The sequence below is a fragment of the Pseudomonas sp. CK-NBRI-02 genome (assembly GCF_008124495.1).
In the GTDB taxonomy this organism is placed as follows: domain Bacteria; phylum Pseudomonadota; class Gammaproteobacteria; order Pseudomonadales; family Pseudomonadaceae; genus Aquipseudomonas; species Aquipseudomonas guariconensis.
Genome location: NZ_VSJH01000008.1, coordinates 224,209 through 250,794 on the forward strand (window position 1 = coordinate 224,209; position 26,586 = coordinate 250,794).

Annotated in this window: 25 protein-coding genes; 13 read left to right on the forward strand and 12 right to left on the reverse strand. The window is 63.4% G+C overall.

Annotated elements, in window-relative coordinates:
• Positions 1-77: 77 nt before the first annotated feature.
• The 9 genes from DQ397_RS08840 to DQ397_RS08880 form a co-directional block, all read right to left on the reverse strand.
• Complete coding sequence (locus DQ397_RS08840; protein ID WP_003255829.1) at positions 78-293, reverse strand: molybdopterin-binding protein; 216 nt, start codon at positions 291-293, stop codon at positions 78-80.
• Between the two features lie 31 nt (positions 294-324).
• A complete protein-coding gene (ssuB, locus tag DQ397_RS08845) occupies positions 325-1,137 on the reverse strand; it encodes an aliphatic sulfonates ABC transporter ATP-binding protein (RefSeq protein WP_043208292.1) in 813 nt (270 codons plus the stop codon).
• Positions 1,134-1,928, reverse strand: a complete 795-nt coding sequence (ssuC, locus tag DQ397_RS08850) for an aliphatic sulfonate ABC transporter permease SsuC (protein WP_043208290.1) — start codon at positions 1,926-1,928, stop codon at positions 1,134-1,136. Before ssuC ends, ssuB begins: the two co-directional genes overlap by 4 nt.
• Before the next feature lie 10 nt (positions 1,929-1,938).
• Complete coding sequence (gene ssuD / locus DQ397_RS08855) at positions 1,939-3,087, reverse strand: FMNH2-dependent alkanesulfonate monooxygenase (RefSeq protein WP_043208289.1); 1,149 nt, start codon at positions 3,085-3,087, stop codon at positions 1,939-1,941.
• Between the two features lie 59 nt (positions 3,088-3,146).
• Entirely contained in the window at positions 3,147-4,112 is a 966-nt protein-coding gene (locus DQ397_RS08860; protein ID WP_043208287.1) for a sulfonate ABC transporter substrate-binding protein, read from the reverse strand.
• A 92-nt stretch (positions 4,113-4,204) separates the two neighbouring features.
• The gene (ssuE, locus tag DQ397_RS08865) at positions 4,205-4,798 is read right to left on the reverse strand and encodes an NADPH-dependent FMN reductase (protein ID WP_043208286.1); all 594 of its coding nucleotides are present in this window, start codon (positions 4,796-4,798) and stop codon (positions 4,205-4,207) included.
• Between the two features lie 265 nt (positions 4,799-5,063).
• A complete protein-coding gene (locus DQ397_RS08870; RefSeq protein ID WP_043208284.1) occupies positions 5,064-5,315 on the reverse strand; it encodes a DUF3077 domain-containing protein in 252 nt (83 codons plus the stop codon).
• A 440-nt stretch (positions 5,316-5,755) separates the two neighbouring features.
• Positions 5,756-6,394, reverse strand: coding sequence for a peroxiredoxin (locus DQ397_RS08875; RefSeq protein WP_043208283.1), 639 nt, complete (start codon positions 6,392-6,394; stop codon positions 5,756-5,758).
• A 162-nt stretch (positions 6,395-6,556) separates the two neighbouring features.
• The gene (locus DQ397_RS08880) at positions 6,557-7,873 is read right to left on the reverse strand and encodes an OprD family porin (RefSeq protein WP_043208282.1); all 1,317 of its coding nucleotides are present in this window, start codon (positions 7,871-7,873) and stop codon (positions 6,557-6,559) included.
• A 497-nt stretch (positions 7,874-8,370) separates the two neighbouring features.
• Between DQ397_RS08880 and tauA the strand changes: the two genes are divergently transcribed.
• From tauA to tauD, 4 genes are all read left to right on the forward strand, one after another.
• A complete protein-coding gene (tauA, locus tag DQ397_RS08885; RefSeq protein WP_043208281.1) occupies positions 8,371-9,342 on the forward strand; it encodes a taurine ABC transporter substrate-binding protein in 972 nt (323 codons plus the stop codon).
• Between the two features lie 162 nt (positions 9,343-9,504).
• On the forward strand, positions 9,505-10,299 hold the full coding sequence (gene tauB, locus DQ397_RS08890; protein ID WP_043208280.1) for a taurine ABC transporter ATP-binding subunit: 795 nt from the start codon (positions 9,505-9,507) through the stop codon (positions 10,297-10,299).
• Positions 10,296-11,135: a taurine ABC transporter permease TauC gene (gene tauC / locus DQ397_RS08895; RefSeq protein ID WP_043208278.1), complete on the forward strand. Its 840-nt coding sequence runs from the start codon at positions 10,296-10,298 to the stop codon at positions 11,133-11,135. Before tauB ends, tauC begins: the two co-directional genes overlap by 4 nt.
• A 41-nt stretch (positions 11,136-11,176) precedes the next feature.
• On the forward strand, positions 11,177-12,010 hold the full coding sequence (gene tauD / locus DQ397_RS08900) for a taurine dioxygenase (protein WP_043208277.1): 834 nt from the start codon (positions 11,177-11,179) through the stop codon (positions 12,008-12,010).
• A 74-nt stretch (positions 12,011-12,084) separates the two neighbouring features.
• Here the strand turns inward: tauD and betT are convergent, their stop codons facing one another.
• A complete protein-coding gene (gene betT, locus DQ397_RS08905; RefSeq protein WP_178113783.1) occupies positions 12,085-14,046 on the reverse strand; it encodes a choline transporter BetT in 1,962 nt (653 codons plus the stop codon).
• A 342-nt stretch (positions 14,047-14,388) separates the two neighbouring features.
• Positions 14,389-15,321 carry a serine O-acetyltransferase EpsC gene (gene epsC, locus DQ397_RS08910; RefSeq protein ID WP_043208361.1) on the reverse strand — a complete coding sequence of 311 codons (933 nt, stop codon included), beginning with the start codon at positions 15,319-15,321 and terminating at the stop codon, positions 14,389-14,391.
• A 292-nt stretch (positions 15,322-15,613) separates the two neighbouring features.
• Between epsC and tcyJ the strand changes: the two genes are divergently transcribed.
• The 9 genes from tcyJ (at position 15,614) to DQ397_RS08955 (ending at position 24,519) form a co-directional block, all read left to right on the forward strand.
• Positions 15,614-16,408, forward strand: coding sequence for a cystine ABC transporter substrate-binding protein (tcyJ, locus tag DQ397_RS08915; RefSeq protein WP_043208272.1), 795 nt, complete (start codon positions 15,614-15,616; stop codon positions 16,406-16,408).
• Positions 16,405-17,073 (forward strand): cystine ABC transporter permease, encoded by a 669-nt coding sequence (gene tcyL, locus DQ397_RS08920; protein WP_043208270.1) that lies wholly within the window; start codon positions 16,405-16,407, stop codon positions 17,071-17,073. The genes tcyJ and tcyL overlap by 4 nt, the downstream gene beginning before the upstream one ends.
• A gap of 2 nt (positions 17,074-17,075) precedes the next feature.
• On the forward strand, positions 17,076-17,831 hold the full coding sequence (gene tcyN / locus DQ397_RS08925; RefSeq protein ID WP_043208268.1) for an L-cystine ABC transporter ATP-binding protein TcyN: 756 nt from the start codon (positions 17,076-17,078) through the stop codon (positions 17,829-17,831).
• Positions 17,832-18,066: 235 nt separating this feature from the next.
• On the forward strand, positions 18,067-19,293 hold the full coding sequence (locus DQ397_RS08930) for an SfnB family sulfur acquisition oxidoreductase (protein ID WP_043208266.1): 1,227 nt from the start codon (positions 18,067-18,069) through the stop codon (positions 19,291-19,293).
• Positions 19,294-19,390: 97 nt separating this feature from the next.
• The gene (locus DQ397_RS08935) at positions 19,391-20,596 is read left to right on the forward strand and encodes an SfnB family sulfur acquisition oxidoreductase (RefSeq protein WP_043208263.1); all 1,206 of its coding nucleotides are present in this window, start codon (positions 19,391-19,393) and stop codon (positions 20,594-20,596) included.
• A complete protein-coding gene (locus tag DQ397_RS08940) occupies positions 20,596-21,984 on the forward strand; it encodes an LLM class flavin-dependent oxidoreductase (RefSeq protein ID WP_043208262.1) in 1,389 nt (462 codons plus the stop codon). Before DQ397_RS08935 ends, DQ397_RS08940 begins: the two co-directional genes overlap by 1 nt.
• Positions 21,977-22,777: a MetQ/NlpA family ABC transporter substrate-binding protein gene (locus tag DQ397_RS08945; RefSeq protein ID WP_043208259.1), complete on the forward strand. Its 801-nt coding sequence runs from the start codon at positions 21,977-21,979 to the stop codon at positions 22,775-22,777. The genes DQ397_RS08940 and DQ397_RS08945 overlap by 8 nt, the downstream gene beginning before the upstream one ends.
• Before the next feature lies 1 nt (position 22,778).
• Positions 22,779-23,885 (forward strand): methionine ABC transporter ATP-binding protein, encoded by a 1,107-nt coding sequence (locus DQ397_RS08950; protein ID WP_043208257.1) that lies wholly within the window; start codon positions 22,779-22,781, stop codon positions 23,883-23,885.
• On the forward strand, positions 23,875-24,519 hold the full coding sequence (locus tag DQ397_RS08955; protein WP_043208255.1) for a methionine ABC transporter permease: 645 nt from the start codon (positions 23,875-23,877) through the stop codon (positions 24,517-24,519). The genes DQ397_RS08950 and DQ397_RS08955 overlap by 11 nt, the downstream gene beginning before the upstream one ends.
• Positions 24,520-24,617: 98 nt before the next feature.
• On the opposite strand, the gene dibA is transcribed toward DQ397_RS08955, so the two are convergent.
• Positions 24,618-26,513 carry a phosphodiesterase DibA gene (gene dibA / locus DQ397_RS08960; RefSeq protein WP_043208252.1) on the reverse strand — a complete coding sequence of 632 codons (1,896 nt, stop codon included), beginning with the start codon at positions 26,511-26,513 and terminating at the stop codon, positions 24,618-24,620.
• Positions 26,514-26,586: the final 73 nt, after the last annotated feature.

The window sequence follows — 26,586 nt, forward strand, 5'->3', positions numbered from 1 at the left end:
GCCACTGCTGCCGGGCATCGTGCACCCTGCAGGAGCGGCCTTGCGTCGCGCGAGGGGCGCACAGCGCCCCATCACCCTTACAACTTGGCGATGGACACTTCGGTGGATTTGACGAAGGCGATCACTTCGCTGCCCACCTGCAGTTCCAGCTCACGCACGGAACGGGTGGTGATCACCGAGGTGACGATGCCAGAGGCGGTCTGTACGTCGATTTCCGAAAGCACCGGGCCTTCGAGGATTTCCTTCACGGTGCCTTTGAACTGGTTGCGAACGTTGATGGCTTTGATGGTCATGATGTGATTCCTTCTCTAGGGCTTCTTGGGTTCAGTGCGCCCAACGCAGCTGCGTGGGCAAAGGGGCTACAGGTTCCGGCTCGGGCGGCGTGCCCGGTACGGCGAGAACACGGTTGAGGACTTCGCTTTCCAGCGCCGCCAGGCGGTGCGATCCACGCGCTCGCGGACGCGACAGGTCGACAGTCAGGTCCAGGCCGACGGCGCCGTCTTCAATGAGAATCACCCGATCTGCCACGGCGACGGCTTCGTTGACGTCGTGGGTAACCAGCAACACGGTGAAACCGTGCTGGTGCCACAGCCGTTCGATCAGTTGCTGCATCTCGATCCGGGTCAAGGCATCGAGCGCCCCCAGTGGCTCGTCCAACAGCAACAGGCGCGGTTTGTGAATCAGTGCCCGGGCCAGGGCCACACGTTGCTTCTGGCCGCCCGACAACGCCGCTGGCCAGTCATGGGCGCGCTCGGCCAGGCCGACCGCTTCCAAGGCTTGCAACGCATCGGCGCGCCAGTTGCCGGACAGCCCCAGGCCGACGTTGTCGATCACCTTCTTCCAGGGCAGCAGGCGCGCGTCCTGGAACATCAGCCGGGTTTCCTCGCGGGCTTGATCCAAGGGCGCGGCACCGGCGAGCAACTGGCCGGCGCTGGGCTGGTCGAGGCCCGCCAGCAGGCGCAGCAAGGTGCTCTTGCCGCAGCCACTGCGCCCCACGATAGCGACGAACTGGCCGGCCGGAATGTGCAGGTCGATGCCTCGCAGCACCTCGCGCTGGCCAAACGCCTTGCGCACGCCCTGAACCGCCAGGGGGATACCGCGCAGCAAGCGCGGCGGTTGTTCCTTGAGCACGGTCATGCGCCCTCCTTCTTCGCCGGTTGATAGGCCGGGTGCCAGCGCAGCCAGACACGCTCCAGGCCACGGGCGGCCAGGTCGGCAAGCTTGCCGAGCACGGCGTACAGGACGATGGCCAGGACCACCACATCGGTTTGCAGGAACTCACGGGCATTCATCGCCAAGTAACCGATACCGGCATTGGCCGAGATGGTCTCGGCGACGATCAGCGTCAACCACATGAAACCCAGGGCGAAGCGCACGCCCACCAAGATCGATGGCAGCGCGCCCGGCAGGATCACCTGGCGGAACAGGCCGAAGCCCGACAAGCCATAGCTGCGCGCCATCTCTACCAACGCCGGGTCGACGTTGCGGATGCCGTGGTAGGTGTTGAGGTAGATGGGGAACAGCGTCCCCAGCGCCACCAGGAAGATCTTGGCCGACTCATCGATGCCGAACCACAGGATCACCAGGGGAATCAGCGCCAGATGCGGCACGTTGCGGATCATCTGCACCGAGCTGTCGAGCAGACGCTCGCCCCAGTTCGACAGACCCGTGATGAAGCCCAGCACCAGGCCGATGCTGCCGCCGATCACAAAGCCCAAGGCCGCGCGCCAGCCGCTGATGGCCAGGTGCGTCCAGATCTCGCCGCTGCGCACCAACTCGACGCCGGCGCTGACCACCGCGCTCGGCGCCGGCAGGATGCGGGTCGACAGCCAGCCGCTGGCGACCGCCAACTGCCACACCGCCAACAGCAGCAGTGGTAAGGCCCAGGGTGCCAGGCGCTTCGACCAGGAAGAAGTTGCTCGACTCATGGCCAGGCCCTCAGCTCTGCGCCACGGACTTGGGCAGGATGTCGTTGGCGACCATCTCGCCGAACGGGCTCACGTAACCACCGCTCTTGGGCTGTTCGGGGCGCTGCACATCCAGGTGCGGGAACAGCAGCTCGGCGACCCGATACGACTCTTCCAGGTGCGGATACCCGGAGAAGATGAAGGTATCGATGCCCAGCGCGGCATATTCCTTGACCCGTGCGGCCACGGTCGGGCCATCGCCCACCAGCGCGGTACCGGCACCGCCGCGCACCAGACCGACGCCGGCCCACAGGTTGGGGCTGACCTCCAGCTTGTCGCGCTTGCCGCCGTGCAGGGCGGCCATACGCTGCTGGCCCACAGAATCGAAACGTGCCAGGGATGCCTGGGCACGGGCGATGGTGTCATCGTCCAGGTGCGAAATGAGCTTGTCGGCGGCCGCCCAGGCCTCTTCGTTGGTCTCGCGGACGATCACGTGCAGGCGGATGCCAAAGCGTACCTCGCGACCCTGCGCGGCAGCTTTCTCACGTACCTGAGCGATCTTTTCCGCCACCGCAGCCGGCGGCTCGCCCCAGGTCAGGTACAGCTCGACCTGTTCGGCAGCCAGGTCCTGGGCAGCGTCGGAGGATCCGCCGAAGTACAGCGGCGGACGCGGTTGCTGGATCGGCGGATAGAGCAGCTTGGCGCCTTTGACCTGGATGTGCTTGCCGTCGTAATCGACCACCTCACCCTCGAGCACCTTGCGCCAGATGCGGGTGAATTCCACGGAGGCTTCGTAGCGCTCCTGATGGTTCAAGTGCAGACCATCACCGGCCAGTTCTTCCGGGTCGCCGCCGGTCACCAGGTTGAACAGCGCGCGACCGTTGGACAGGCGATCCAGCGTCGCGGCTTGGCGTGCGGCCACGGTCGGCGAAATGATGCCTGGGCGCAGGGCCACCAGGAACTTCAGGCGCTGGGTCACCGGGATCAGCGAGGCGGCCACCAGCCAGGAGTCCTCGCAGGAACGCCCGGTGGGGATCAGCACGCCACCAAAGCCCAGGCGGTCAGCGGCCTGGGCGATCTGCTGCAGGTAACCATGGTCGACCGCGCGGGCGCCGTCGTTGGTGCCCAGGTACTTTCCGTCACCGTGGGTCGGGAGGAACCAGAAAATGTTAAGGCTCATTGGAGTTGTCTCCTCAAGGGTGGCTCGGGCCGGGGGCAGCCCCGGCCGCAGCGAATCGATCAAGGCGCGGTGGCGACCTTGGCGGGGGGTGTCCAAATCACGTCCTTGATGCTCAAGGACTTGGGAATCAGCTTCAGCGCCTGGAAGGTGTCGGCGATCTTCTGCTGGGCGGCGACCACCTCAGGCGTGAGCGGCTTGGCACCGAAGCCTTGGCGCTTGACGGACGTGAGGGTGATGTCGGCAGGCAGGCCGAGCAGCGGGGCGACCTGGTCGGTGACCTCCTGCGGGTTGGCCTGCGACCACTGGCCGATGGCACGCACCTCGTCGACCAAGGTCTGGATCACCGCCGGGTGTGAAGTGGCGTACTTGCGGGTGGCCAGGTAGAACTGATGGTTGTCGACCAAGCCCTTGCCGTCACGCAGGGTGCGGGCTTGCAGCTGCTGTTCGGCAGCGGCCTGGTACGGGTCCCAGATGACCCAGGCATCGACACTGCCACGCTCGAAGGCGGCGCGGGCGTCGGCCGGCGGCAGGTAGACCGGTTGGATGTCGCTGTACTTGAGGCCTGCGTCTTCCAGGGCGCGGACCAACAGGTAGTGGACGTTGGAGCCTTTGTTGAAGGCGACCTTCTTGCCTTTGAGGTCTTTCACCGACTGCACGGGCGAGCCCTTGGGCACGAGGATCGCCTCGCTGTGCGGTGCTGGCGGCTCGTAGGCCACGTAGAGCAGGTCGGCACCGGCGGCCTGGGCGAACACCGGCGGGGTCTCGCCGGTAACGCCGAAGTCGATGGAGCCGACGTTCAGCCCTTCGAGCAACTGAGGGCCGCCGGGGAATTCGGTCCACTGCACCTGGATGCCTTGCTCGGCCAAACGCTTCTCCAGCGACCCCTTGGCCTTGAGCAGCACCAGGGTGCCGTATTTCTGATAACCGATACGCAGGCTTTCTGCCTGGGCCTGGGTGATGGCGCCGAAGGACACAGCCGCCGCAAACAGGGCGACCAGACCACGACGCAAGAAGACTGTGCGCATGGCGCTCTCCTGTGCGAGTTGGGTTCGGGTTGCACCTGCTTGCCCGTTGGCGGGCGAGTAAGGTGGGAAAACGGTGAAGCGGTGATGCCGGCTCAGATGCTCCAGCGGGCAGTGAGCAGGCGTTCGTTGAGCACGCCCGGGGCCACGGGTTTGGGCCGTCGGGCCAAGGCGCTGTGGAACAGTTCCAGTGAATCCTCAAGCCGCGCCTCGAGTGCGGCGGCCAGTTGCGCGAGCTTGCCGTGCTCGCCGTAGGCGATCTGGCTGTCGTCGGCGAAGATCCCTTGCAGGGTCTCTTGCGCCTTGAGTGCCGACAGCACCGGCTTGAGGGCGTAATCCACCGCCAGCATGTGGGCGATGCTGCCGCCAGTGGCGATCGGCAAGACCACCTTGTGCTCCAGCGCGCGCTCAGGCAGCAGGTCGAGCAGGGTTTTCAGCGCACCGGCGAAAGACGCCTTGTACACCGGCGTGGCGACTACCAGGCCGTCGGCCTGGGCGACCAGTTGCTGAAAGTGCTGGACCTGTGGGCTGTCGAAGCGGGCGTGGAGCAAGTCCTCGGCCGGGAATTCGCGCACCTGGAAAGTCACCACCTCCACGCCACGATCCTGCAGCCACTGGCGCGAGCGTTCGAGCAGCACGCCGGAGCGTGAACGGGTACTGGGGCTACCACCGAGAGAAACAACCAGCATGAAAAACGCTTCCTTCGATTCGATTGCAGGGCCGCGAGGAGTTGGCCTCGCTGGAATGGAATCGACATTAACAGGCAGTCATATATATCTAGAAATCATATTTTTTCATTTGTTTATTCCATTTTGTCGATTCAGTGATTTCGCTGGTACTCCTGTGGATGCGATGGGGAATGCACTGACGCATTCGCGGCTAAACCCGCTTCCACAGGGTGGGCGGTGATCCTTTTAGGCACGGGATTACCCGCGAAGAGGTGCCTCGGAGCAACTAATCACAGCCCCGATTCATCCCAACTTCCATATCGTCGATCAGTGCCTTGGCCATGGCACTGAGGATCCGGGCGGCGCTGCCTGACATCTGGTCGCCTTCCATCTCCGCTTCGCAGGTCAGATGGCGGATGCACCCCAGCAACACGGAGAGTTCGTCGAAGGCTTGTTGGAAGGGGATGTCGGGTTGGATGCGGTACAAGTCCAGGCAGGTCTGGACGCCTGCGGTTTTCCAGATAATGGGCTTTTCCATGGTCAGCTCTCTGCGCGGTTACAGGATCACCACCACCAGAGCCTTTCTCACGAGGTAGGGTGGCAGCCGTACACGCGGGGTGAGAAACCGAGGCGCAAGAGGAACTCGGCCAGACCGAAGTCTGCCCGGGCACGGCTGCCATAACAGGAAGGCCAGCTCTCTACGCAGTCGGGTTCTCACACCCGGTCGCCAAACAGGACGACCCGGCGACGTTATCCCCGGGGTGTTGCCCCAACAATGCAGCGGCTTCCGGCAGGTGCGTAGGATAGGTCGTTACCTGCAAAGGCCTGAAGCGCTTGGCTTGAGGTTCGGAAATATCCGACACATTGGAGGTCGGCACGCTCCTACAGGGGACACCACTAATCTCCGCGCATAAAAAAGGGCCGTCGAAACGGCCCAAAGATCCCTGCTATGGCTAAGAGCAATGCAACGAGGATTCCTTAACGATTCGGTTGCGGGGTCAGGCGCAGATAGGGTTTGACCGCCCGGTACCCTTTGGGGAAGCGCTGTTTGATTTCATCTTCGTCTTTCAACGAAGGCACGATCACCACCTCGTCGCCATCCTGCCAGTTCGCTGGCGTGGCCACCTTGTGGTTGTCGGTCAGTTGCAGCGAGTCGATCACCCGCAGGATTTCGTTGAAGTTGCGCCCGGTGCTGGCCGGATAAGTGATGGTCAGGCGCACCTTCTTGTTGGGGTCGATGACGAACAGCGAACGGACAGTCAGGGTGTCGCTGGCGTTGGGGTGGATCAGGTCGTACAGGTCGGACACCTTGCGATCGGCATCGGCGAGGATCGGGAAGTTGACCACGGTGTTCTGGGTCTCGTTGATGTCATCGATCCAGCGGGTGTGGGAGTCGACCGGGTCCACCGACAGGGCGATGGCCTTGACGCCGCGCTTGGCGAATTCGTCCTTGAGCTTGGCAGTCAGGCCCAGCTCGGTGGTGCATACCGGCGTGAAGTCGGCCGGGTGGGAGAACAGCACACCCCAGCTGTTGCCCAGCCATTCGTGAAAGCGGATCTTGCCGGCGCTGGATTCCTGTTCGAAATCGGGGGCGATGTCACCGAGTTTGAGGCTCATGGGGGTGGGCTCCTGTGCTGTGTCTGGTCGATGGATTCAATGTGCCTGCATTCGATTAAAAACAAAAAGAATAAATATTGATTTATTTATAACCATTAGGCATTTCGAGTTGCAGACATAAAAAAGCCTCGCGCTAGGCGAGGCTTTTTGTGCAGCTACGACTTACAGGAAGTTGTAAGTGTAGTTCACGATGAAGCGAGTCTGATCCTGGTCCTTCGCCGATCCCGAACCGGTGCCGCGGTAGACACCTTGGCGCAGGCTGAAGCCCAGACCTTTGAGGGTACCTTCCTGCAGCACGTAATCGATCCGTGCGTCACGCTCCCATTCACTGAAGGTGCCATGGCCATCGGAGCTGCGGCCATCCTCGCCACGCAAGTAGGCCACGGAAGCCTTCAGGCCCGGCACGCCCAGCCGCGCAAAGTCATAGGAATACTGACCGAAGGTAGTGTTCTCACCAGCCTTGGCGAACTGGTTGATCATGCTGTCGGTGAACAGATAGAAGCTCGACCCACCAGCACCTTCGTCGACCAGGCTGCCTTGGTTCAGCCATACGAAACCGCCATCGTCGCTGACCTGCTGATGACCGAGCATCAGAGAGTGGGCACCGAGGGTGTAGGTGAACATGGCGGACCAGGTCTTGTTATCAACCTCGCCAGGGTTCTTGGCGTAGCCGTTGTTGTTCTTGAACTCGTAACCCGCTTCGCCGTTGCGGCCATCCTTGCTGCTGTCGAAATAGCGCAGGTCGGTCTTAAACGACTGGTCATCAGCGATCTGGAACACGTGTGTCGCGCCCAGGAAGTGCTGTTTGTAGAAGTCTTCGAGGTTGGAGTAGTAATACTGCAGGGTCAGGTCTTTGGTGACCTTCCAGTCAGCACCGGCGTAACGGAACTTGTTGCTTTCCTGGGTAGCACCCTGGACAGAGAGACCTGTACGGTTGCTGGAAGCACGGCCCATCGCATGGGTCAGTTGACCTGCGTTGATGGTCAGGTTGTCGATTTCCTTCGAGGTGATGGTGCCACCCTCGAAGGTCTGCGGCAGCAGACGGCCATCGTTGGAGACAAGGATCGGCAGGTTCGGTGCCAGGGCGCTACCGAAGTGCGCTTCGGTCTTGGAGAACCGTGCTTTCGCGTTACCCCCAATGCGTGCCCATTGGCCCACTGCGGAGCCGTCGCTGTCGCTTGGGAAGAAGCTGCTGTTATCCGGGTGATGCCCCTTGCCACCATCCAGATGGATACCCCACAGGGCCTGAACATCAACACCGAAACCAACGGTGCCTTCGGTGAAACCGGACAAGTAGTCAAGCTTGAAGCCCTGACCCGATTCACGGTTGTCGCTCCCGCCAGGTTCACGGTTATCGTTATTGAAATACATGGTGCGCGAGCTCACAGACAGCTTGCTGTCTTCAACGAAACCGGCAGCGCCTGCTTGTTGGGCGAGAACCCCCAGTGCCACGGCCAGGGCCAGGCTGGACTTGTACATGTTTTGCTCCTCTACGTTCTAATTCTTGTGTATCTCAAGCGGCAGGATCTGTTGCCCCGCTCGCCATGGATTGGGCGATTTAGCACCAAACAGTGTCTGCGAAGTCAATCGTTACCAATCGTTTCGCGACTTTGGTCTAAGACGCCACTTGCGCCACAGGATAATGACAATCCTATAAATCCAAAATGACCGTTTTATGACTTTTTAAGATTTTTAAGGAATATATTTGGAACCTTTACTCCCCTTCGTTGTATAAACCATATTTCCTTATTCCTAATGGTTATTTGCAAACGTTTGCCCATAACTGACTTCACGTCCTCGCAAAACCGAAAAAGCGTAGCTGCCATTTCTGGCTTTGCCAGTGAAGCTGACCCTCCGATCAAGAAAACCAGCCATTGGCTCCTAAGCTAATTCTAAAAAGTTATTTATTTTTGATTTCTTAGATCACTTAGTCTCTCGTCAACCCAGCCCTGATTTGCCTGACGAGGAGCTCATCCATGATCCCGCACACTCCGTTGCGCCTGTTCGCCGCCCTGACCCTCGCCAGCGCCAGCTGGCTTGCCCAGGCCGCCGACTTGACCGTCGCCTACCAGACCACCGTCGACCCAGCCAAGGTCGCCCAAGTCGATGGCACCTATGAAAAAGCCAGCAATGCCAGCATCGACTGGCGCAAATTCGACAATGGCGCCGACGTGATCACCGCCGTGGCCTCCGGCGATGTGCAGATCGGCTACCTGGGCTCCAGCCCCCTGGCTGCCGCGGCCACCCGCAAGCTGCCGGTGGAGACCTTCCTGATCGCCACCCAGATTGGCGCAGGCGAAGCGCTGGTCGCCCGCGACAGCATCAAGACGCCGCAGGATCTGGTCGGCAAGAAAGTCGCCGTGCCGTTCGTTTCCACCGGCCACTACAGCCTGCTGGCCGCCCTCAAGAACTGGAACATCGACCCGAGCAAGGTGCAGATCCTCAACCTCGCCCCTCCTGCGATCATCGCCGCCTGGAAGCGTGGCGACATCGATGCCACCTACGTCTGGGACCCCGCCCTGGGCGTGGCCAAGGAGACCGGCAAAGTACTGATCACCTCCGGCGAGTTGGCCAGCAAAGGCGCCCCGACCTTCGATGCGTGGATCGTGCGTAATGACTTCGCCGCCAAGCACCCGGACATCGTCAAATCGTTCGCCAAGGTCACCCTCGACGCCTACGCCGACTACCGCAAGGACCCGAAAGCCTGGCTGGCCAATCCCGACAACGTCAGCAAGCTGGCCAAGCTGTCTGGCGCCAAGCCCACCGACATCCCGGTACTGCTGCAGGGCAACGTCTACCCGTTGGCCAGCGACCAGGCCAGCGTTTTGGGTGCTCCGACCACCCAGGCACTGACCGACACGGCCAACTTCCTCAAGCAACAGGGCAAGGTCGAGGCGGTGCTGCCGGACTACTCACCGTACGTCAGCGCCCAGTACCTGCCCAACTGATCCAAATGGGGGCCGCCCTCCCACGAGAGCAGCGCACTGCATGAGGGAGCGGGGTACCCGCGAATGTGCCAGTCAGTTCGAAACAGCATTCGCGGGCAACCCCGGTCCCACAAGACCGCGCAACGCCCCACCCTCGTACGACACGTCACGACGGAGCCTGCCATGGCCTTGCTCGAACTGGAGCGTATCAGCGCACAGTACCCCGGCACCGATGCCCCGGTGCTGACCGACATCAACCTGAGTCTGGGGCCACGCCAGTTGCTGGTGGCTCTGGGCCCCTCCGGCAGCGGCAAGACTTCGCTGCTCAACCTCATCGCCGGCTTCGTCGCCCCCAGCGCCGGTCGCATCACCCTCGACGGCAAGCCGGTCGAAGGCCCGGGTGCCGAGCGCGGCGTGGTGTTCCAGGATGACGCACTGCTGCCTTGGCAGAACGTCCTGGGCAACGTCGCCTTCGGCCTTGAGCTGGCAGGCGTCGCCCGCGCAGAACGCGAAGCCAAAGCCCGCGAAATGCTCGCGCTGGTCGACCTCGCGGGATTCGGCGACCGACGTATCTGGCAACTTTCCGGCGGGCAAAAGCAGCGCGTGGGCCTGGCCCGTGCGTTGGCCGCCGACCCGCGCGTGCTGCTGATGGACGAACCCTTCGGCGCCCTCGACGCCTTCACCCGCGAGCAGATGCAGGAGCTACTGCTGCAGGTCTGGCAACGCACCGCCAAGCCGGTGTTCCTGATCACCCATGACATCGAGGAAGCCGTGTTCCTGGCCAGCGAGCTGGTGTTGCTGGCGCCCAATCCTGGACGGGTGGTCGAACGCCTGCACCTGGATTTCGGCCAACGCTACGCCGCGGGTGAATCGGCCCGGGCGATCAAGTCCGATCCACGTTTCATCGAGACCCGCGAGCACGTCCTGGCGCGGGTGTTCTCTCAACGCGAAGCCGCCCGTCGGCAGGAGTCCGCATGAGCAGCCTGGACCTGACGGCCGCCGACAAACCTGTCGCCCGGCCAACCCCAACCGTCAAGGTACGCCGCCCGTTGCCCACCCGCTGGATCAGCGCCCTGACCCTGGCCAGCCTGCTGCTGGCCTGGTGGCTGGTGACCGCCGCCGGCTGGATCGAGCCGCTGTTTTTGCCCTCGCCCGCCGATATCCTGGCCAAGGCCTGGACCTTGCTCACGCAGGGCTACATGGACGCCAGCCTCTGGCAGCACCTGGGCGCAAGCCTCGGACGAATCGGCCTGGCCCTGGTCGCCGCCGCCCTGACGGCCATCCCGGTGGGCCTGGCCATCGGCCACAACCGCGTCGCCCGCGGCATTCTCGACCCGCTGATCGAGTTCTATCGGCCGATCCCGCCGCTGGCCTACCTGCCGCTGATCGTGATCTGGTGTGGCATCGGCGAGCTGTCGAAGGTGCTGTTGATCTACCTCGCCATCTTCGCCCCGATCGCCATCGCCACCGCCACCGGCGTGCGCACGGTCGACCCGGCCAAGCTGCGCGCCGCCCAATCCCTGGGCGCGACCAGGGCGCAGTTGATCCGTCATGTGATCCTGCCCAGTGCACTGCCCGACATCCTCACCGGCATTCGTATCGGCCTTGGGGTCGGCTGGTCGACCCTGGTGGCCGCCGAGCTGATCGCCGCCACCAGCGGCCTGGGCTTCATGGTGCAGTCGGCAGCGCAGTTTCTGGTCACCGACGTGGTGGTACTGGGGATCCTGCTGATCGCCCTGATCGCCTTCGCCCTTGAAATGGGCCTGCGCGCCCTGCAACGCAAGCTGGTGCCCTGGCACGGGCAAAGCCACTGATGAACACCTGCTCCGGCACAAAACATTCAAGCGAGACCGACATGAGCCTGACCATCACCCCCCTGAGCCCAGCGCTCGGCGCCCAGATCAGTGGCGTGGACCTCTCCCGCGATATCAGCGTCGAGCAACGCGATGCCATCGAGCAGGCCTTGCTCAAACACCAGGTGCTGTTCTTCCGAGACCAGCCCATCACCCCTGAGCAACAGGCCCGCTTCGCCGCCCGCTTCGGCGACCTGCACATCCACCCGATTTACCCCAACGTGCCGGATACCCCGCAGGTGCTGGTGCTCGACACTGCGGTCACCGACGTGCGCGACAATGCGGTCTGGCACACCGACGTGACGTTCCTGCCCACACCCGCCCTGGGCGCGGTGCTCAGCGCCAAGCAGTTACCCACCTTCGGCGGCGATACCCTGTGGGCCAGCGGCATCGCGGCCTTCGAGGCGCTATCGGCGCCGCTGCGGCAGTTGCTCGACGGCCTGACCGCCACCCACGACTTCACCAAGTCCTTCCCGCTAGAGCGCTTCGGCACCACGCCCGAAGACCTGGCGCGCTGGGAGACCACCCGGCGCAACAACCCGCCGCTGTCGCATCCGGTGGTGCGTACCCACCCGGTCAGCGGGCGCAAGGCGCTGTTCGTCAACGAAGGATTCACCACGCGGATCAACGAACTGAGCGAGCAGGAGAGCGAGGCGCTGCTCAAGCTGCTGTTCGCCCATGCGACCCGGCCCGAGTTCACGATCCGCTGGCGGTGGCAAGAGAACGACGTAGCGTTTTGGGACAACCGGGTGACCCAGCACTATGCGGTGGATGACTACCGGCCGAGCCGGCGGGTGATGCATCGGGCGACCATCCTGGGGGATGCGCCGTTCTGAAAGTCGCGAGTAAACCCGCTTCCACAGGGTTTGTAACGATCCTTGTGGGAGCGGGTTTACCTGCAATGAGCCGGCTAGCGGACCAGATGCAGGAACTGCATGTGCCGCTGATACTGGTCGAGGATGTCGTTGATGATCTGCTCCTTGTTGTAGCCCACCAGGTCGTAGTTCTGGCTACCTTCGGACAGATGCACCTCGGCGCGGTAGTAACGGCGGTTCTTCAGCTCCTGGGTGCCCAACCCGGCCAAGGCGAACGACGGGGTGAAGTACCCGCGCATCTGCACTTGGTAGATGAACGGCTGCTCCTCGCCCAACCCGATCTTCAAGCTCACGTTGTCGTGGCTCGGGTCGTCCTGGGTGATCACGTTCAAGCCTTTCTGCACGAAGACTTCAGTCACCTCGCCAATGGCCGGGCGCACCACGTCGTCCATGAAGCGGTACACCTCATCGCGTGACGGGAAGTGCACCGCCTGGCTCAGGCGCTGGCGCCAGCCACCCCGGCCACGGCGCGAAACGGCGAACGGTGCGAGCGAGTGCATCTGCGCGATCTGCCGCTGGGACTCCAGGTAGAACGCTTTGTGCAGCCCCCACATCATGCACAGCAGGATCAGCGAGAACGGCAGCGACGTCAGCACCACCGCCGACTTGAGCGAGTCGATGCTACCGGCGAACAGCAGGCTGCTGGTGATCAGCGCGGTCATGGCGCCCCAGAAGACGCGCAGCCAGTTCGGGCCATCCTCGTCAGCATCGCCGCCCTTGGCCGACAGCGTGGAGAGCACGACGGTGCCGGAATCCGCCGATGTGACGAAGAACACGAAGCTGATGAACACCGTCACCGCGATGACGGTCTTGCTCCACGGGTAGGTCTCCAGCAGCAGGTACAGGCTCATGGACGGGTTTTCCAGGGCCGATTGGCCCAGGGCGGTCATGCCGTGGTCGAGCACCTGGGTCATGGCGCTGTTGCCGAAGATAGACATCCACGCCAGGGTGAAGCCCAGCGGGATCAACAGCACGCCGAAGACGAACTCGCGGATGGTCCGGCCACGGGAAATACGCGCGATGAACAACCCCACGAACGGCGCCCAGGCGATCCACCAGGCCCAGTAGAACACGGTCCAGCCGCCCAGCCAGTCGCGGTTCTCGCCGTAGGCATAGACATCGAAGCTCTTGCGCGGCAAGGCGCCGAGGTAGTCGCCCAGGTTTTGGATCAACGTGTTGAACAGGTGCTGGGTGGGGCCTGCGAACAGCACGAACAGCAGCAGCGCACAGGCCAGGAACAGGTTGATGTCGCTCATCACCCGCACGCCCTTTTCCACCCCGGCGACCGCCACAGCCACCGCGGCGCCCATCATCAGGACGATGAGCGCGACTTGTATCCACTGGCTGTGGCTGATGTCGAACAGGTAATCCAGGCCCGCGTTCAGGTGCAGCACACCAAAGCCCATGTCGGCGCCCAAGCCGAACACCGTGGCGATGATGCCGAAGCCGTCGACGGCGTAGCCGATCGGCCCGTTGATGCGTTTACCGATCAATGGATACAGCGCCGAACGCAGCGCCAATGGCAGATTGTGGCGATAGGCGAAATACGCCAGGGCCATGCCGACGAAGGCGAACACGCCCCAGCCATGCAGGCCCCAGTGCAGGAACAGCAGCTCCATTGCCTGGCGCCCGGCCTCCACCGTGCCACCCTCGCCCTGGGGCGGTTGCAGCATGTGGGTGAGCGGTTCGGAGACGCAGAAGAAGAACAAGGTGATGCTGATGCCAGCGGCGAACAGCATGCCGGCCCAGGACAGGTAGCTGAACTCGGGCTCGTCATGGTCGGCACCGAGCTTGATCTTGCCGTAGCCCGACAAGGCGGTGACCACCACGAAGACCAGGTACAGGGTCATGGCCAGCATGTAGTACCAGCCGACCGTGTTGGCCGCCCAATTCTGCGCCGCGAGCAACCAGTCGCCCGCCGCTTTGGGGTTGGCGATGACCACCAGGCCGAAGATGAGGATGAAACTTGCCGCGAAGTAGAACACCGGAGGGTTCATGCGGATCTTGCCATTGGCAAGTGAGGGGGTCGGTGCACTCATTGGGCGCGCACCTCATGAAGCGTTGAAAGACTCGGATTGAACGGGTTCAGCAAAGGGGATCCTCCTGTTGAACACCGGCAATGGACCAGCGTTTTTACTTTGAACAAGCGTTCAAGTTAAACACGGATCGGCTTTCAACGCGACCTTGCCCGACCGCTGAACCGGTCATTTGCAGTGAATTCCGACACGGTCGCGGTTGAACCCGCGCCTACAAGTCCAGCTCGATCCTGGCGTCAGCGCCGGACCTGTAGGCGCGGTTACAACCGCGAATGGAGCGCCATAGAAGGCATCGGTTACGGGCTATTTCTGCCCTTCACACTCCAACTGCAGATTCGCCTGGGTGATGTTGCTCTCGGCCGGGACACTGCGGGTCAACCAGACATTGCCACCGATGGTCGAGCCCTTGCCGATGGTGATCCGCCCAAGGATGGTGGCTCCTGCGTAGATGACCACATCGTCCTCGACGATCGGGTGGCGCGGCTCGCCCTTGTGCAACATGCCGGTCTCGTCCGCCGGGAAGCGCTTGGCGCCCAGGGTCACGGCCTGGTAGATGCGCACCCGCTCGCCGATGATCGCGGTCTCGCCGATCACCACGCCGGTGCCATGATCGATGAAGAAACTCGGACCGATCTGGGCGCCAGGGTGAATATCGATGCCGGTGGCCGAATGCGCCAGCTCCGAACTGATCCGCGCCAGCAACGGCAGCCCGGCCCGGTACAGGTGATGAGCCAGGCGGTGATGGATGATCGCCAGGATCCCCGGGTAGCACAGCAGCACCTCATCGACGCTGCGCGCCGCCGGGTCGCCCTGATAAGCGGCCAGCACGTCGGTATCGAGCAGTACACGCAGGTTTGGCAGTGCGGCGGCAAAGCCTTGGATCAGCTGCAGAGCATGGGCGTCGACGTCCTCCACCTCGGCCTTGCCATGGCGCGAGGCATAGCGCAGTTCCAAGCGCGCCTGGGCCAGCAACGCAGTGAGTGCGGCATCCAAGGTATGCCCGACATAGAAGTCTTCGCTCTCTTCACGCAGGTCCACCGGGCCCAAACGCATGGGGAACAACGCCCCGCACAGTTGCTCGAGAATCTGGCGCATCGCCTCGCGCGAAGGCAGCTCGCGCCCGCCCTGTTCGCCGCTGCTGCGGCCATTGCGGGTTCGCCATTGCTCGCGGGCGCTGCGCAGGTCGCTGACGATGGTCTGCAGTTGCCAGTGTCCGGTGGATGGATGTTCGCTCACGGTGGTCTCCTGGATCGAGGCTGTGCGGGCCTTCATGGAAGCGGGCCGCGCTATGGATTCAACTGTACGGCAAATCCAGTGCTTGGAAAAAACAACGCTTTATTCCATCCTGCGCTAAGTCGGGTATAAGCAGCGCTGACAGAGTGTGTAATCCTCGCCTACCCTCAATGCTGTCCAATTCGACAAAGCTTATAAAAAGAAATAACAAAATAAATTTTTATTATTTCCAGGCCTATAAAGGCCACCTCTATAGTCGCCACCCACTACTTCCACAACAAGCGCGGGGCCCTACATGACCAAATTCGCCAAACCCCTTCTCAATGCCAGCCTGGCCCTTGTGCTTGGTACCGGCCTGTTCAGCCATGCATTCGCAGGCGAGCAGCTCAAGACCATCCAGGAAAAAGGCAGCATCAGCGTCGGCCTGGAAGGCACCTACCCACCCTTCAGCTTCGTTGACGAAAACGGCAAGCTCGCCGGCTTCGAGGTCGAACTGTCCGAACTGCTGGCCAAAGAGCTGGGCGTGAAAGCCAAGCTGCAGCCAACCAAGTGGGACGGCATCCTCGCCGCGCTGGAGTCCAAGCGCCTGGACGTGGTGATCAACCAAGTGACCATTTCCGACGAGCGCAAGAAGAAGTATGACTTCTCCGAGCCCTACACCATCTCCGGCATCCAGGCCCTGATCCTGAAGAAGAAAGCCGACCAGTTGAACATTCACAAGGCCGCGGACCTCGCCGGCAAGAAGGTCGGCGTAGGCCTGGGCACCAACTACGAGCAGTGGGTGAAGAAGGACGTTCCTCAAGCCGACGTGCGCACCTATGAAGACGACCCGAGCAAATTCGCCGACCTGCGCAACGGCCGCATCGACGCCATCCTGATCGACCGCCTGGCCGCCCTGGAATACGCCCAGAAAGCCAAGGACACCGAACTCGCCGGTGAAGCCTTCTCGCGCCTGGAGTCGGGCGTGGCCCTGCGCAAGGGCGAGCCTGAACTGCTCGAGGCGATCAACAAGGCGCTGGACAAGCTCAAGGCCGACGGGACCCTGGCCAAGCTGTCCGAGAAATATTTCGGTGCCGACGTCACTAAATGATTTCCGAAAGCCTGCAACTTGTCATCGACTCCACGCCCTTCCTGTTGAAGGGCGCGGGTTATACGGTGCTGCTGAGTGTCGGCGGCATGTTCTTCGGCTTGGTCCTGGGCTTTGCCCTGGCCCTGATGCGCCGCTCGAAGATCTTGCCGCTGGACTGGCTGGCCCGAGTGTATGTGTCGTTCTTCCGTGGCACGCCGCTGCTGGTGCAGCTGTTCGTGATCTATTTCGGCATGCCGCAGATCGGTATCGAACTCGACCCGATCCCGGCCTCGCTGATCGGCCTTTCGCTGAACATGGCCGCGTACATCTGCGAAATCCTGCGCGCGGCGATCTCCTCGATCGACCGTGGCCAATGGGAGGCTGCCGCCAGCATCGGCATGACCCGCACCCAGGCCATGCGCCGAGCGATCCTGCCCCAAGCCATGCGCACCGCCTTGCCGCCGCTGGGCAACAGCTTCATTTCCCTGGTCAAGGACACCGCCCTGGCGGCGACCATCCAGGTGCCTGAGCTGTTCCGCCAGGCGCAGCTGATCACCGCCCGGACCTTCGAAGTCTTCACCATGTACCTGGCTGTGGCAGTGATCTACTGGATCCTGTGCACCATCCTTGCGCACTTCCAGAACCGCATGGAAGCGCGGGTCAACCAGCACGACCAGGAGCACTGAAGATGATCGTAGTAGAAGGCCTGACCAAGCAGTTCAAGGGCCAGACCGTGCTCAACGGCATCGACCTGACCGTCCAGCCCGGCGAAGTGGTGGCCATCATCGGCCCCAGTGGTTCGGGCAAGACCACCTTCCTGCGTTGCCTCAACCTGCTGGAAACGCCCGACGCCGGACGCATCCAGATCGGCGACATCAGCATCGACGCCAACCGCTCGCTGGGCAGCCAGCAAGGTGCGATCCGGCGCTTGCGCCAGCAGGCCGGCTTCGTGTTCCAGAACTTCAACCTGTTCCCCCACCGCACCGCCCTGGAGAACGTCATCGAAGGGCCGGTGATCGTCAAGAAGACGCCCCGGGACAAAGCCGTCGAACTGGGCCGGCGCCTGCTGGCCAAGGTCGGTCTGGCGGGCAAGGAAGACGCCTACCCTCGGCGGCTGTCCGGTGGCCAGCAGCAACGGGTGGCCATCGCCCGGGCCCTGGCCATGGAGCCGGAAGTGATCCTCTTCGACGAACCGACCTCTGCGCTCGATCCTGAGCTGGTCGGCGAGGTGCTGGCGACCATCCGCGGCCTGGCCGAGGAAAAGCGCACCATGATCATTGTCACCCACGAGATGAGCTTTGCCCGGGACGTGGCCAACCGGGTGATCTTCTTCGACAAGGGCGTGATCGTGGAGCAGGGTGAAGCCAAGGCGCTGTTCGCCAATCCCAAGGAAGAGCGGACGCGGCAGTTCCTGCGCAAGTTCCTGGGCACCGCAGCCGGCTGATTTTTCTCGCTGTCCCCCTTACCTATTCGCGGGTAAACCCACTCCCACAGTTCTGTAGGAGCGGGTTTGCCCGCGAATGCGTTCGCGTGCGCGACACAAAAGCATGGCTTCTATACATAGTCCAAAAAGTTAGTTCATAAAGTTTTTATAAGCGAATAGGGTATATAAACCGGACCACCGGACCAGCAAACGTCAGTCGCCGCCAGCGACGCTTTCAACTTTTGTGAGGTAAGGAATGGTCTGGTCCACAAGCGATCTCGACAGCTCACCCCCGCTACTGCCAGCCAAGGTATTGCGCAACGACGCCGAGGCCCTCCAGGCTGCTCGGGAACTGGCCGACGCGGCCCGCCAACAGGCCTCGCGCCGCGACCAGCAGCGCAAGCTGCCCTGGGCCGAGATCGAACAATTCACCCGCAGCGGCTTGGGCAGCATCAGCATTCCCAAAGCCTTTGGCGGACCCGAGGTCTCGTTCCAGACCATCGCCGAAGTCTTCCGCGTGATCAGCGCCGCCGACCCGGCCCTGGGACAGATCCCACAGAACCAATTCGGCATGATTCAACTGCTGCGCCTGACCGCCACCGAGGCCCAGCAAGCCGTGCTGTTCCGCTCCGTGCTCGACGGCTGGCGAATCGGCAATGCCGGGCCTGAACGTGGCACCAAGGACACCCTCACCCTCAAGGCACGGATCGTCCGTGACGGTGAGCAATATCGCATCAGCGGCGAGAAGTTCTATTCCACCGGCGCCCTGTTCGCCCATTGGGTCGCGGTCAAAGCCCTGGATGAAGAGGGCCGCCAGCGCCTGGCCTTCGTCCGCCGGGGCAGCCCGGGCCTGCGCATCGTCGACGACTGGTCCGGCTTCGGCCAGCGCACCACCGCCAGCGGCACCGTGTTGCTGGATCAGGTCCCGGTGGACGCAGAGCTGGTGGTGGACAACTGGCGCCAGCGCGAAGTGCCCAACACCCAGGGCGCGGCCTCGCAGTTGATCCAAGCCGCCATCGATGCCGGTATCGCCGAAGCGGCCATCGACGATGCCATTGCCTTCGTGCGGGAAAAATCCCGCCCCTGGATCGAAGCCAAGGTGGATCGAGCCAGTGATGACCCCTATGTGATCGCCGACATCGGCCGTCTGAAGCTGGGGCTGCATGCCGCCGAGGCCTTGCTGCGCAAGGCCGCCCAGGTACTCGACGAGGTCAATGCAGGTCCGGTGGACGAAGCGTCGGCAGCTCGCGCCTCGATCGCCGTGGCCGAGGCCAAGGTGCTGACCACCGAAGTGGCCCTGCAGGCCAGCGAGAAGCTGTTCGAGCTGGCCGGCAGCCGCGCCACCCTCGCCGAATTCAACCTCGACCGCCACTGGCGCAATGCCCGCGTGCATACGCTGCACGACCCGGTGCGCTGGAAATACCACGCTGTCGGCGCCTGGCACCTCAACGGCACCCGCCCTGCCCGTCATTCCTGGATTTGAGTGAGCCTGCGCCAGCACCTGCACTGAACCTGCAGGGCTGGCGACAGCCTGCGATGGGGCACGGAGCAGCCCCTTACGATCCGCACTGGAGAAACACATGAACGCACTGACCCACCCCACCCCCAAGGCGGCGGTCATCACCAGCGATGCCCAGGCTCTGGCCGTCGCCGAGGACCTCGCCCAGCAACTGCAGCGCGACAGCGCCCAACGCGACCGCGAACGCCTGCTGCCCTACGCCGAACTCGAGCTGTTCACCCGCTCCGGCCTGTGGGGCATCAGCGTGCCCAAGGCTTTTGGCGGCGCTGGCGTATCCAACGTGACCCTGGCCAAGGTCATCGCGCGTATTGCCCAGGCCGACGCCGCCCTGGGCCAGATTCCGCAGAACCATTTCTATGCCTTGGAGGTGCTGCGGGTAAACGGCACGCCCGAGCAGCAACAGCGCCTCTACGCTGAAGTCGTGGCGGGCCGACGCTTCGGCAATGCATTGGCCGAGCTGGGCACCAAGACCGCCCACGACCGCACCACCCGCCTGAGCCGCGACGGCGATGGCCTGCGCATCAACGGTCGCAAGTTCTACGCCACCGGCGCCCTGTATGCCCAGCGCATTCCCACCTCGGTGGTCGATGATGCCGGCGTTCAGCAGCTGGTGTTCGTACCCGCCGACAGTCCAGGCCTGCAAGTGATCGACGACTGGAGCGGCTTCGGCCAACGCACCACCGGCAGCGGTTCGGTAGTGTTCGACAACGTGCCGGTGCGCGATGAAGACGTGGTGCCGTTCCAGAGCGCCTTCGACCGCCCGACCCCCGTCGGCCCCCTGGCGCAGATCCTCCATGCCGCCATCGACACCGGCATCGCCCGCGCTGCCCTCGAGGACGCTCTGCACTTCGTGCGCACCCGCAGTCGGCCGTGGGTCGACGCGGGGATCGACAAGGCCAGTGACGACCCGCTCACACTCAAAAGCTTCGGTCATCTGGCCATCCGCCTGCACGCTGCCGAGGCCTTGCTGGAGCGGGCCGGGGAATTCCTCGACCGGGCCCGCGACGACAGCAGCGCCGACAATGTCGCCGCCGCCTCCATTGCCGTGGCAGAAGCCCGGGCGATCAGCACCGAGGTCTCCCTCGCCGCTGGCACCACCCTGTTCGAACTGGCCGGCAGCCAGGCCACCCTGGCCGAGCACAACCTCGACCGGCACTGGCGCAACGCCCGAGTGCACACCCTGCACGACCCGGTGCGCTGGAAGTACCACGCCATCGGCAACTACTACCTCAATGGGGAAAACCCGCCGCGTCGGGGGACCATCTGATGGCCAAAGAGATCCTGCTCAACGCCTTCAACATGAACTGCGTCGGGCATATCAACCATGGCCTGTGGACCCATCCACGGGACACCTCGACCCAGTACAAGACCCTGGCCTATTGGACCGATCTTGCCCGCCTGCTGGAGCGCGGCTTGTTCGATGGCCTGTTCATCGCCGATATCGTCGGCACCTACGACGTGTATGGGCAGTCGCTGGACGTGACGCTCAAGGAGTCGATCCAGCTGCCGGTCAATGACCCGTTACTGCTGGTCTCGGCCATGGCCTCGGTCACCCGCCACCTGGGCTTCGGCCTGACCGCCAACCTCACCTACGAGGCGCCCTACCTGTTCGCCCGGCGTCTATCCACGCTCGACCACCTGAGCAACGGCCGGGTCGGCTGGAACATCGTCACCGGTTACCTGGACAGCGCCGCCCGGGCCATGGGCCTGGCCCAGCAACCCGAGCACGACCGGCGCTACGACCAAGCCGATGAATACCTGCAAGTGCTGTACAAACTGCTCGAAGGCAGCTGGGATGACGACGCCGTGGTCGCTGACCGTGAGCGGCGGGTCTATGCCGAACCGGGCAAAGTGCGCAAAGTCCAGCATCAGGGCGAGTTCTACAAGGTCGAGGGCTACCACCTGTGCGAGCCTTCGCCGCAACGCACGCCGGTCTTGTTCCAGGCCGGCAGTTCGCCCCGGGGCCTGGCGTTCGCCGGCCAGCACGCCGAGTGCGTGTTCATCAGCGGCCAGGACCAAGCCGCCACCCGCGCACAGGTCGACAAGGTCCGTGCCGCCGCCCGCGCCGCTGGCCGCGACCCACGAGCGATCAAGGTGTTCATGGGCATCACCGTGATCGTCGCGCCCACCGAAGCCCAGGCTCGTGCCAAGCACGCCGAATACCTGCGCCATGCCAGCCCCGAAGCCGGCGTGGCGCACTTTGCCAGCTCCACGGGTATCGACTTCGCCGCCTATGGGTTGGACGAACCGATCGGCTTTGCCAAGGGCAACGCAATTCAGTCCGCCACCCGCCAGCTGCAGGACAACGTCTGGACGCGCCGCCGCCTGCTGCAACAGCACGCCCTGGGCGGGCGCTACGTGACGCTGGTCGGCGCGCCCGAGCAGGTCGCCGAGCAATTGATTGACTGGATCGACCAAACCGGCCTGGATGGTTTCAACCTGACCCGCACTGTCACCCCGGAAAGCTTCGAAGACTTCATCGACCTGGTGGTGCCGGAGCTGCAACGGCGTGGCCGCTACAAGACCGCCTACAGCGAAGGCACGCTGCGCGAAAAACTGTTCGGCGCTCGTCACGCCTACCTTCCCGCCGGCCACCCCGGCGCCACCTACCGCAACCCGATGCCTGCCCCGACTGGAGCCCTGCACCATGCTTGAGAAACTGTTCCGGCCCGTCGCGGCCGCTGTCTTGTCCCTGGGCCTGAGCGGCGTCGCCCTGGCCGCCGAGCCGCTGAAGATCGGCACCACCGCAGCTTTCGCCATCCCACTGGAAGCGGCGGTGGAGGAAGCCCACAAGCAAGGCCTGGAGGTGAAGCTGATCGAGTTCAGCGACTGGATCGCCCCCAATGTCAGCCTCAACAGCGGCGACATCGACGTGAACTACTTCCAGCACATCCCGTTCCTGGAAAATGCCAAGGCCGCCGCCGGCTTCAACCTGGTGCCCTACGCCCCCGGCATCATCAACAACGTCGGGCTCTACTCCAAGCGTTACAAAAGCTTCGCCGAGCTGCCCGAAGGCGCCAGCGTGGCCATCGCCAACGACCCGATCAACAGTGGGCGCGGCCTGCAATTGCTGGCCAAGGCGGGGTTGATCACCCTCAAGCCGGGCGTGGGCTACAAAGCCACCGAGGACGACATCGTCGCCAACCCCAAGAAACTGAAGATCTTGCAGGTCGAGGCCGTGCAATTGGTGCGGGCCTATGACGACGCCGACCTGGTCCAGGGCTACCCGGCCTACATCCGCCTGGCCAACAGCTTCGATCCCACCTCGGCCCTGCTGTTCGACGGCCTGGAGAACAAGGAGTACGTGATCCAGTTCGTGATCCGCCCACAGAGCAAGGACGACCCGCGTCTGGCGAAGTTCGTCGACATCTACCAGCACTCGCCGACCGTGCGCGCCGCGCTGAACAAAGCCCACGGCAGCCTGTACCAGGCCGGCTGGGAGGGCTGAGATGAGCAACGCCAGCGCCCTCAAGGCGCCTGTCCCGCATACGTCGCCGCCTGCCCGCGAGCAGGCCCTGCGCCCGGAGGTCAATCAGGCCCATGTGCGCTTCATCGGCCTGGGCAAGACCTACCCCGGCCAGGCGCAACCTGCCTTGCAGGGCATAGACCTGAACATCCGTCGCGGCGAGATCTTCGGCATCATTGGCCGCAGCGGCGCCGGCAAGTCATCCCTGCTGCGCACCATCAATCGCCTAGAGCAACCCAGCCAGGGCCGGGTGCTGATCGACCAGACCGACATCGCCCCCTTTGACGAAGAGCGCCTGGTCGCCCTGCGCCGACGCATCGGCATGATCTTCCAGCACTTCAACCTGATGTCGGCCAAGACCGTGTGGCAGAACGTCGAGTTGCCCTTGAAGGTCGCCGGCGTGCCCAAGGCCGAGCGCCAGCGCAAGGTCAGCGAGCTGCTGGAGCTGGTGGGCCTGGCGCACAAGCATCACGTGTACCCGGCGCAGCTGTCGGGTGGGCAGAAACAACGCGTCGGCATCGCCCGGGCGCTGGTGCATGACCCCGAAATCCTGCTGTGCGACGAGGCCACCTCGGCACTGGACCCTGAAACCACCGCCTCGATCCTCGATCTGCTGCGTGACATCAACCAGCGCCTGGGGCTCACCGTGGTGCTGATCACCCATGAGATGGCGGTGATCCGTGATATCTGCCACCGCGTCGTAGTGCTCGAGCGCGGCGAGATCGTCGAGCAGGGCGAGGTCTGGCGGGTATTCGGCGCTCCGCGCCACGAGGTGACCCGCACCTTGCTCGCGCCCTTGCAGGCCAGGCTACCCGCTGCCCTGCAGGCCAATCTGCGCGCCAGCCCGACTGGCCCTGGGGATGCCGTGGTCCTGCGCCTGAACCTGCTGGGCGAACCGCAACTGTCGGAGGTGTTCAACGACTTGGGCGGGCGGATACGCCTGCTTCAAGGCGGCATCGAGACCATCGGTGCCCACGCCCTGGGGCAACTGGTGCTTTCCGTGCAGGGCTCGCCCCATAGCTCGCACCAATTGCTCGAGCGCGCCAGACGCTGGGCCGAGAACGCGGAGGTACTGGGTTATGTGGCTTGATCGTCTGCTCGAAGGGTTGCTCGATACGCTGTTGATGGTGGGCGTGTCGTCGTTCATCGCGCTGTTGGTCGGTGTACCGATGGCGGTGCTGCTGGTCACCAGTGACAAAGGTGGGATCTTCGAAGCGCCTGTGCTGAACCGAACGCTGGGCGCGATCGTCAACCTGTTCCGCTCGATCCCGTTCCTGATCTTGATGGTCGCGCTGATTCCCTTCACCCGCCTGGTGGTCGGCACCACCTATGGCGTGTGGGCCGCCGTGGTCCCGCTGACCATCGCCGCCACGCCATTCTTCGCACGGATCGCCGAGGTGAGCCTGCGCGAAGTCGACCATGGTTTGGTCGAGGCGGCGCAGGCCATGGGGTGCCGGCGCTGGCACATCGTCTGGCATGTGCTGCTGCCCGAGGCGCTGCCAGGCATCGTAGGCGGCTTCACCATCACCTTGGTGACCTTGATCAACTCCTCAGCCATGGCGGGCGCCATCGGGGCGGGAGGATTGGGCGATATCGCCTATCGCTATGGGTACCAGCGCTTCGACAGCCAGATCATGCTGACCGTGATCGCCATGCTGGTGGCGCTGGTGGCGGTGATTCAGCTAGGTGGCGACCGCCTGGCCAAAGGGTTGAACAAACGTTAGCTTGGGGACCGCCGCGCCCCAACGCAGGCTCCGCCAGCGCCTACAGGTCTGTGGGAAGTGCGAAGCCTGCAATGGGCTGCAACGCAGCCCCAAGCATTTCAGCTCCAGCGCAAGTCCACCGCCGGCACCGGCCGCCCGTACCAGTAGCCCTGCCCCAGGTCGCACTGTTGCTCGAGCAGAAAGCGCGCCTGTTCGGCCTGTTCGATCCCTTCGGCATGCACCTGCATGCCCATGCTCCTGGCCAAGGCGATGATCACCCGGACGATGGCAATGTCGTCTTCGTCGCACGGCAGGCCCGCCACGAAGCCCTGGTCGATCTTGAGCTTCTGCACCGGCAGACGCTTGAGCCGCAGCAGCGAGGAATAACCCGTGCCGAAATCATCGATGGCCAGGCTAAGCCCCAGCTCGCGCAGCCGATGCAACTGTTCAAGTGCCACTTCCGGGTCTTCCATCACCGCGCTCTCGGTGACTTCCAGCTCCAACAGGGCGGGGTCCAGACCGGTATCGTGCAGCACCTCGGCCACCTGCAGGTACAGCTCGCGCTGACCGAACAGGCGGCTGGAGATGTTCACGGCGACGAACTGCAGACCACGCCCTTCGACCTGCCATTGCACCATCTGCCGGCACGATTGGCGCAGTACCCAGGCGTCGATTTCGGCGATCAACCCGGTGCTCTCGGCAATAGGAATGAACTCGCCCGGTGAGACCATCCCACGGGTGGGGTGCTCCCAACGCACCAGTGCCTCGACGCCCACCAACCGGTTGGTCAGCAAGTCGTGCACCGGCTGGTAGAACACCCGCAACTCCTGCTGCTCCAGCGCTCGACGCAGATCGCCAGCGGTCTGCACACGTTGCTGGGCGTGGGCGGTCAATTCTTCGGTGTACAAGGCATAGCAGGCGCGACCGTTGTTCTTGGCCTTGAACAGCGCCGCATCGGCGTTGCGCAGCAGTTGCGCGGCGCTCTGCGCATCGCTTGGGAACAGGCTGATACCAACGCTCACGCTGATGAACAGGCGATGCCCCTCGAAGACGAACGGCTCGCGCAGGCGTTCAATGATGCCTTGGGCCAAGGTTGCGGCCTGGCCTACCTGTCGGCAGTTCTCGGCCAACACGCCGAATTCGTCCCCACCCAGGCGCGCCAGAGTCACGCCACTGCCCAGCAACTCGCGCAGGCGCTCGCCCACCAGTTTGAGCAACTGGTCGCCCAACGTATGGCCCAGGCCATCGTTGATGCTTTGAAAATGGTCGAGGTCCAGCAGCAGCAACGCACACCCGCGCTTGTTGGCCTGGGCGGACGCTAAGGCCTGCTCGGCGCGGTCGTTGAACAGCAGGCGGTTGGGCAGCCCGGTCAGCGGGTCGTGGTGCGCCAGGTAGGCGAGTTCCTGCTCGGTGTGCTTGATCGCGCTGATGTCGCTGAACACCGCCACGTAATGAGTGAGCGCACCGGCATCGTCGCGAATGGCACAGATCGTCTGCCACTGCGGGTAGATTTCGCCGCTCTTGCGGCGGTTCCAGATCTCTCCGCTCCACTCGCCCTTCTCGGCCAGGGAAGCGTAGATCTGCTGGTAGAACGGCAAGCCATGGCGTCCGGACTTGAACTTGCTCGGACGCTGGCCGAGGACTTCGTCCTGGGCGTAGCCGGTGATACGCATGAAGGCGCGGTTGACGTGCACGATCAGACCATTGCTGTCGGTCACCAGCACCCCTTCGAGGGTGCTGTCGAACACCGCCGCGGCCATGCGCAGACGCTCGCGATCCTCGCTGCGCAGCTGAGCACCGATGCCGATGAAATTGAGCAGGCGGGCACGGGTGACGAAGATCAGCCCGGTGGTGAGCAGTATCCAGACGAACGCATTGACCTGCCGCGCGACCGCCAGCATCTCGGAATCATCGAAAAGCCCCTGCAACACCTGCTCGGACACCACCATCCAGAGCAACGAGAACACCAAGTACAGCGCGGCCATGCGCAAGGCGTCGCGAACGGAAACAGACATGTCGGGTGGATAAGCCCCTGAAAAAGAATGGGGCATTATAAAGGCTGAAACATGCCGTGACTTCCTATCGGAA

What these genes read in the sequence shown, in the direction of transcription:
- DQ397_RS08840 (WP_003255829.1), bottom strand. Translation starts at nt 293, where the DNA reads ATGACCATCAAAGCCATCAACGTTCGCAACCAGTTCAAAGGCACCGTG.
- ssuB (WP_043208292.1), bottom strand. Translation starts at nt 1,137, where the DNA reads ATGACCGTGCTCAAGGAACAACCGCCGCGCTTGCTGCGCGGTATCCCC.
- ssuC (WP_043208290.1), bottom strand. Translation starts at nt 1,928, where the DNA reads ATGAGTCGAGCAACTTCTTCCTGGTCGAAGCGCCTGGCACCCTGGGCC.
- ssuD (WP_043208289.1), bottom strand. Translation starts at nt 3,087, where the DNA reads ATGAGCCTTAACATTTTCTGGTTCCTCCCGACCCACGGTGACGGAAAG.
- DQ397_RS08860 (WP_043208287.1), bottom strand. Translation starts at nt 4,112, where the DNA reads ATGCGCACAGTCTTCTTGCGTCGTGGTCTGGTCGCCCTGTTTGCGGCG.
- ssuE (WP_043208286.1), bottom strand. Translation starts at nt 4,798, where the DNA reads ATGCTGGTTGTTTCTCTCGGTGGTAGCCCCAGTACCCGTTCACGCTCC.
- DQ397_RS08870 (WP_043208284.1), bottom strand. Translation starts at nt 5,315, where the DNA reads ATGGAAAAGCCCATTATCTGGAAAACCGCAGGCGTCCAGACCTGCCTG.
- DQ397_RS08875 (WP_043208283.1), bottom strand. Translation starts at nt 6,394, where the DNA reads ATGAGCCTCAAACTCGGTGACATCGCCCCCGATTTCGAACAGGAATCC.
- DQ397_RS08880 (WP_043208282.1), bottom strand. Translation starts at nt 7,873, where the DNA reads ATGTACAAGTCCAGCCTGGCCCTGGCCGTGGCACTGGGGGTTCTCGCC.
- tauA (WP_043208281.1), top strand. Translation starts at nt 8,371, where the DNA reads ATGATCCCGCACACTCCGTTGCGCCTGTTCGCCGCCCTGACCCTCGCC.
- tauB (WP_043208280.1), top strand. Translation starts at nt 9,505, where the DNA reads ATGGCCTTGCTCGAACTGGAGCGTATCAGCGCACAGTACCCCGGCACC.
- tauC (WP_043208278.1), top strand. Translation starts at nt 10,296, where the DNA reads ATGAGCAGCCTGGACCTGACGGCCGCCGACAAACCTGTCGCCCGGCCA.
- tauD (WP_043208277.1), top strand. Translation starts at nt 11,177, where the DNA reads ATGAGCCTGACCATCACCCCCCTGAGCCCAGCGCTCGGCGCCCAGATC.
- betT (WP_178113783.1), bottom strand. Translation starts at nt 14,046, where the DNA reads ATGAACCCTCCGGTGTTCTACTTCGCGGCAAGTTTCATCCTCATCTTC.
- tcyJ (WP_043208272.1), top strand. Translation starts at nt 15,614, where the DNA reads ATGACCAAATTCGCCAAACCCCTTCTCAATGCCAGCCTGGCCCTTGTG.
- tcyL (WP_043208270.1), top strand. Translation starts at nt 16,405, where the DNA reads ATGATTTCCGAAAGCCTGCAACTTGTCATCGACTCCACGCCCTTCCTG.
- tcyN (WP_043208268.1), top strand. Translation starts at nt 17,076, where the DNA reads ATGATCGTAGTAGAAGGCCTGACCAAGCAGTTCAAGGGCCAGACCGTG.
- DQ397_RS08930 (WP_043208266.1), top strand. Translation starts at nt 18,067, where the DNA reads ATGGTCTGGTCCACAAGCGATCTCGACAGCTCACCCCCGCTACTGCCA.
- DQ397_RS08935 (WP_043208263.1), top strand. Translation starts at nt 19,391, where the DNA reads ATGAACGCACTGACCCACCCCACCCCCAAGGCGGCGGTCATCACCAGC.
- DQ397_RS08940 (WP_043208262.1), top strand. Translation starts at nt 20,596, where the DNA reads ATGGCCAAAGAGATCCTGCTCAACGCCTTCAACATGAACTGCGTCGGG.
- DQ397_RS08945 (WP_043208259.1), top strand. Translation starts at nt 21,977, where the DNA reads ATGCTTGAGAAACTGTTCCGGCCCGTCGCGGCCGCTGTCTTGTCCCTG.
- DQ397_RS08950 (WP_043208257.1), top strand. Translation starts at nt 22,779, where the DNA reads ATGAGCAACGCCAGCGCCCTCAAGGCGCCTGTCCCGCATACGTCGCCG.
- DQ397_RS08955 (WP_043208255.1), top strand. Translation starts at nt 23,875, where the DNA reads ATGTGGCTTGATCGTCTGCTCGAAGGGTTGCTCGATACGCTGTTGATG.
- dibA (WP_043208252.1), bottom strand. Translation starts at nt 26,513, where the DNA reads ATGTCTGTTTCCGTTCGCGACGCCTTGCGCATGGCCGCGCTGTACTTG.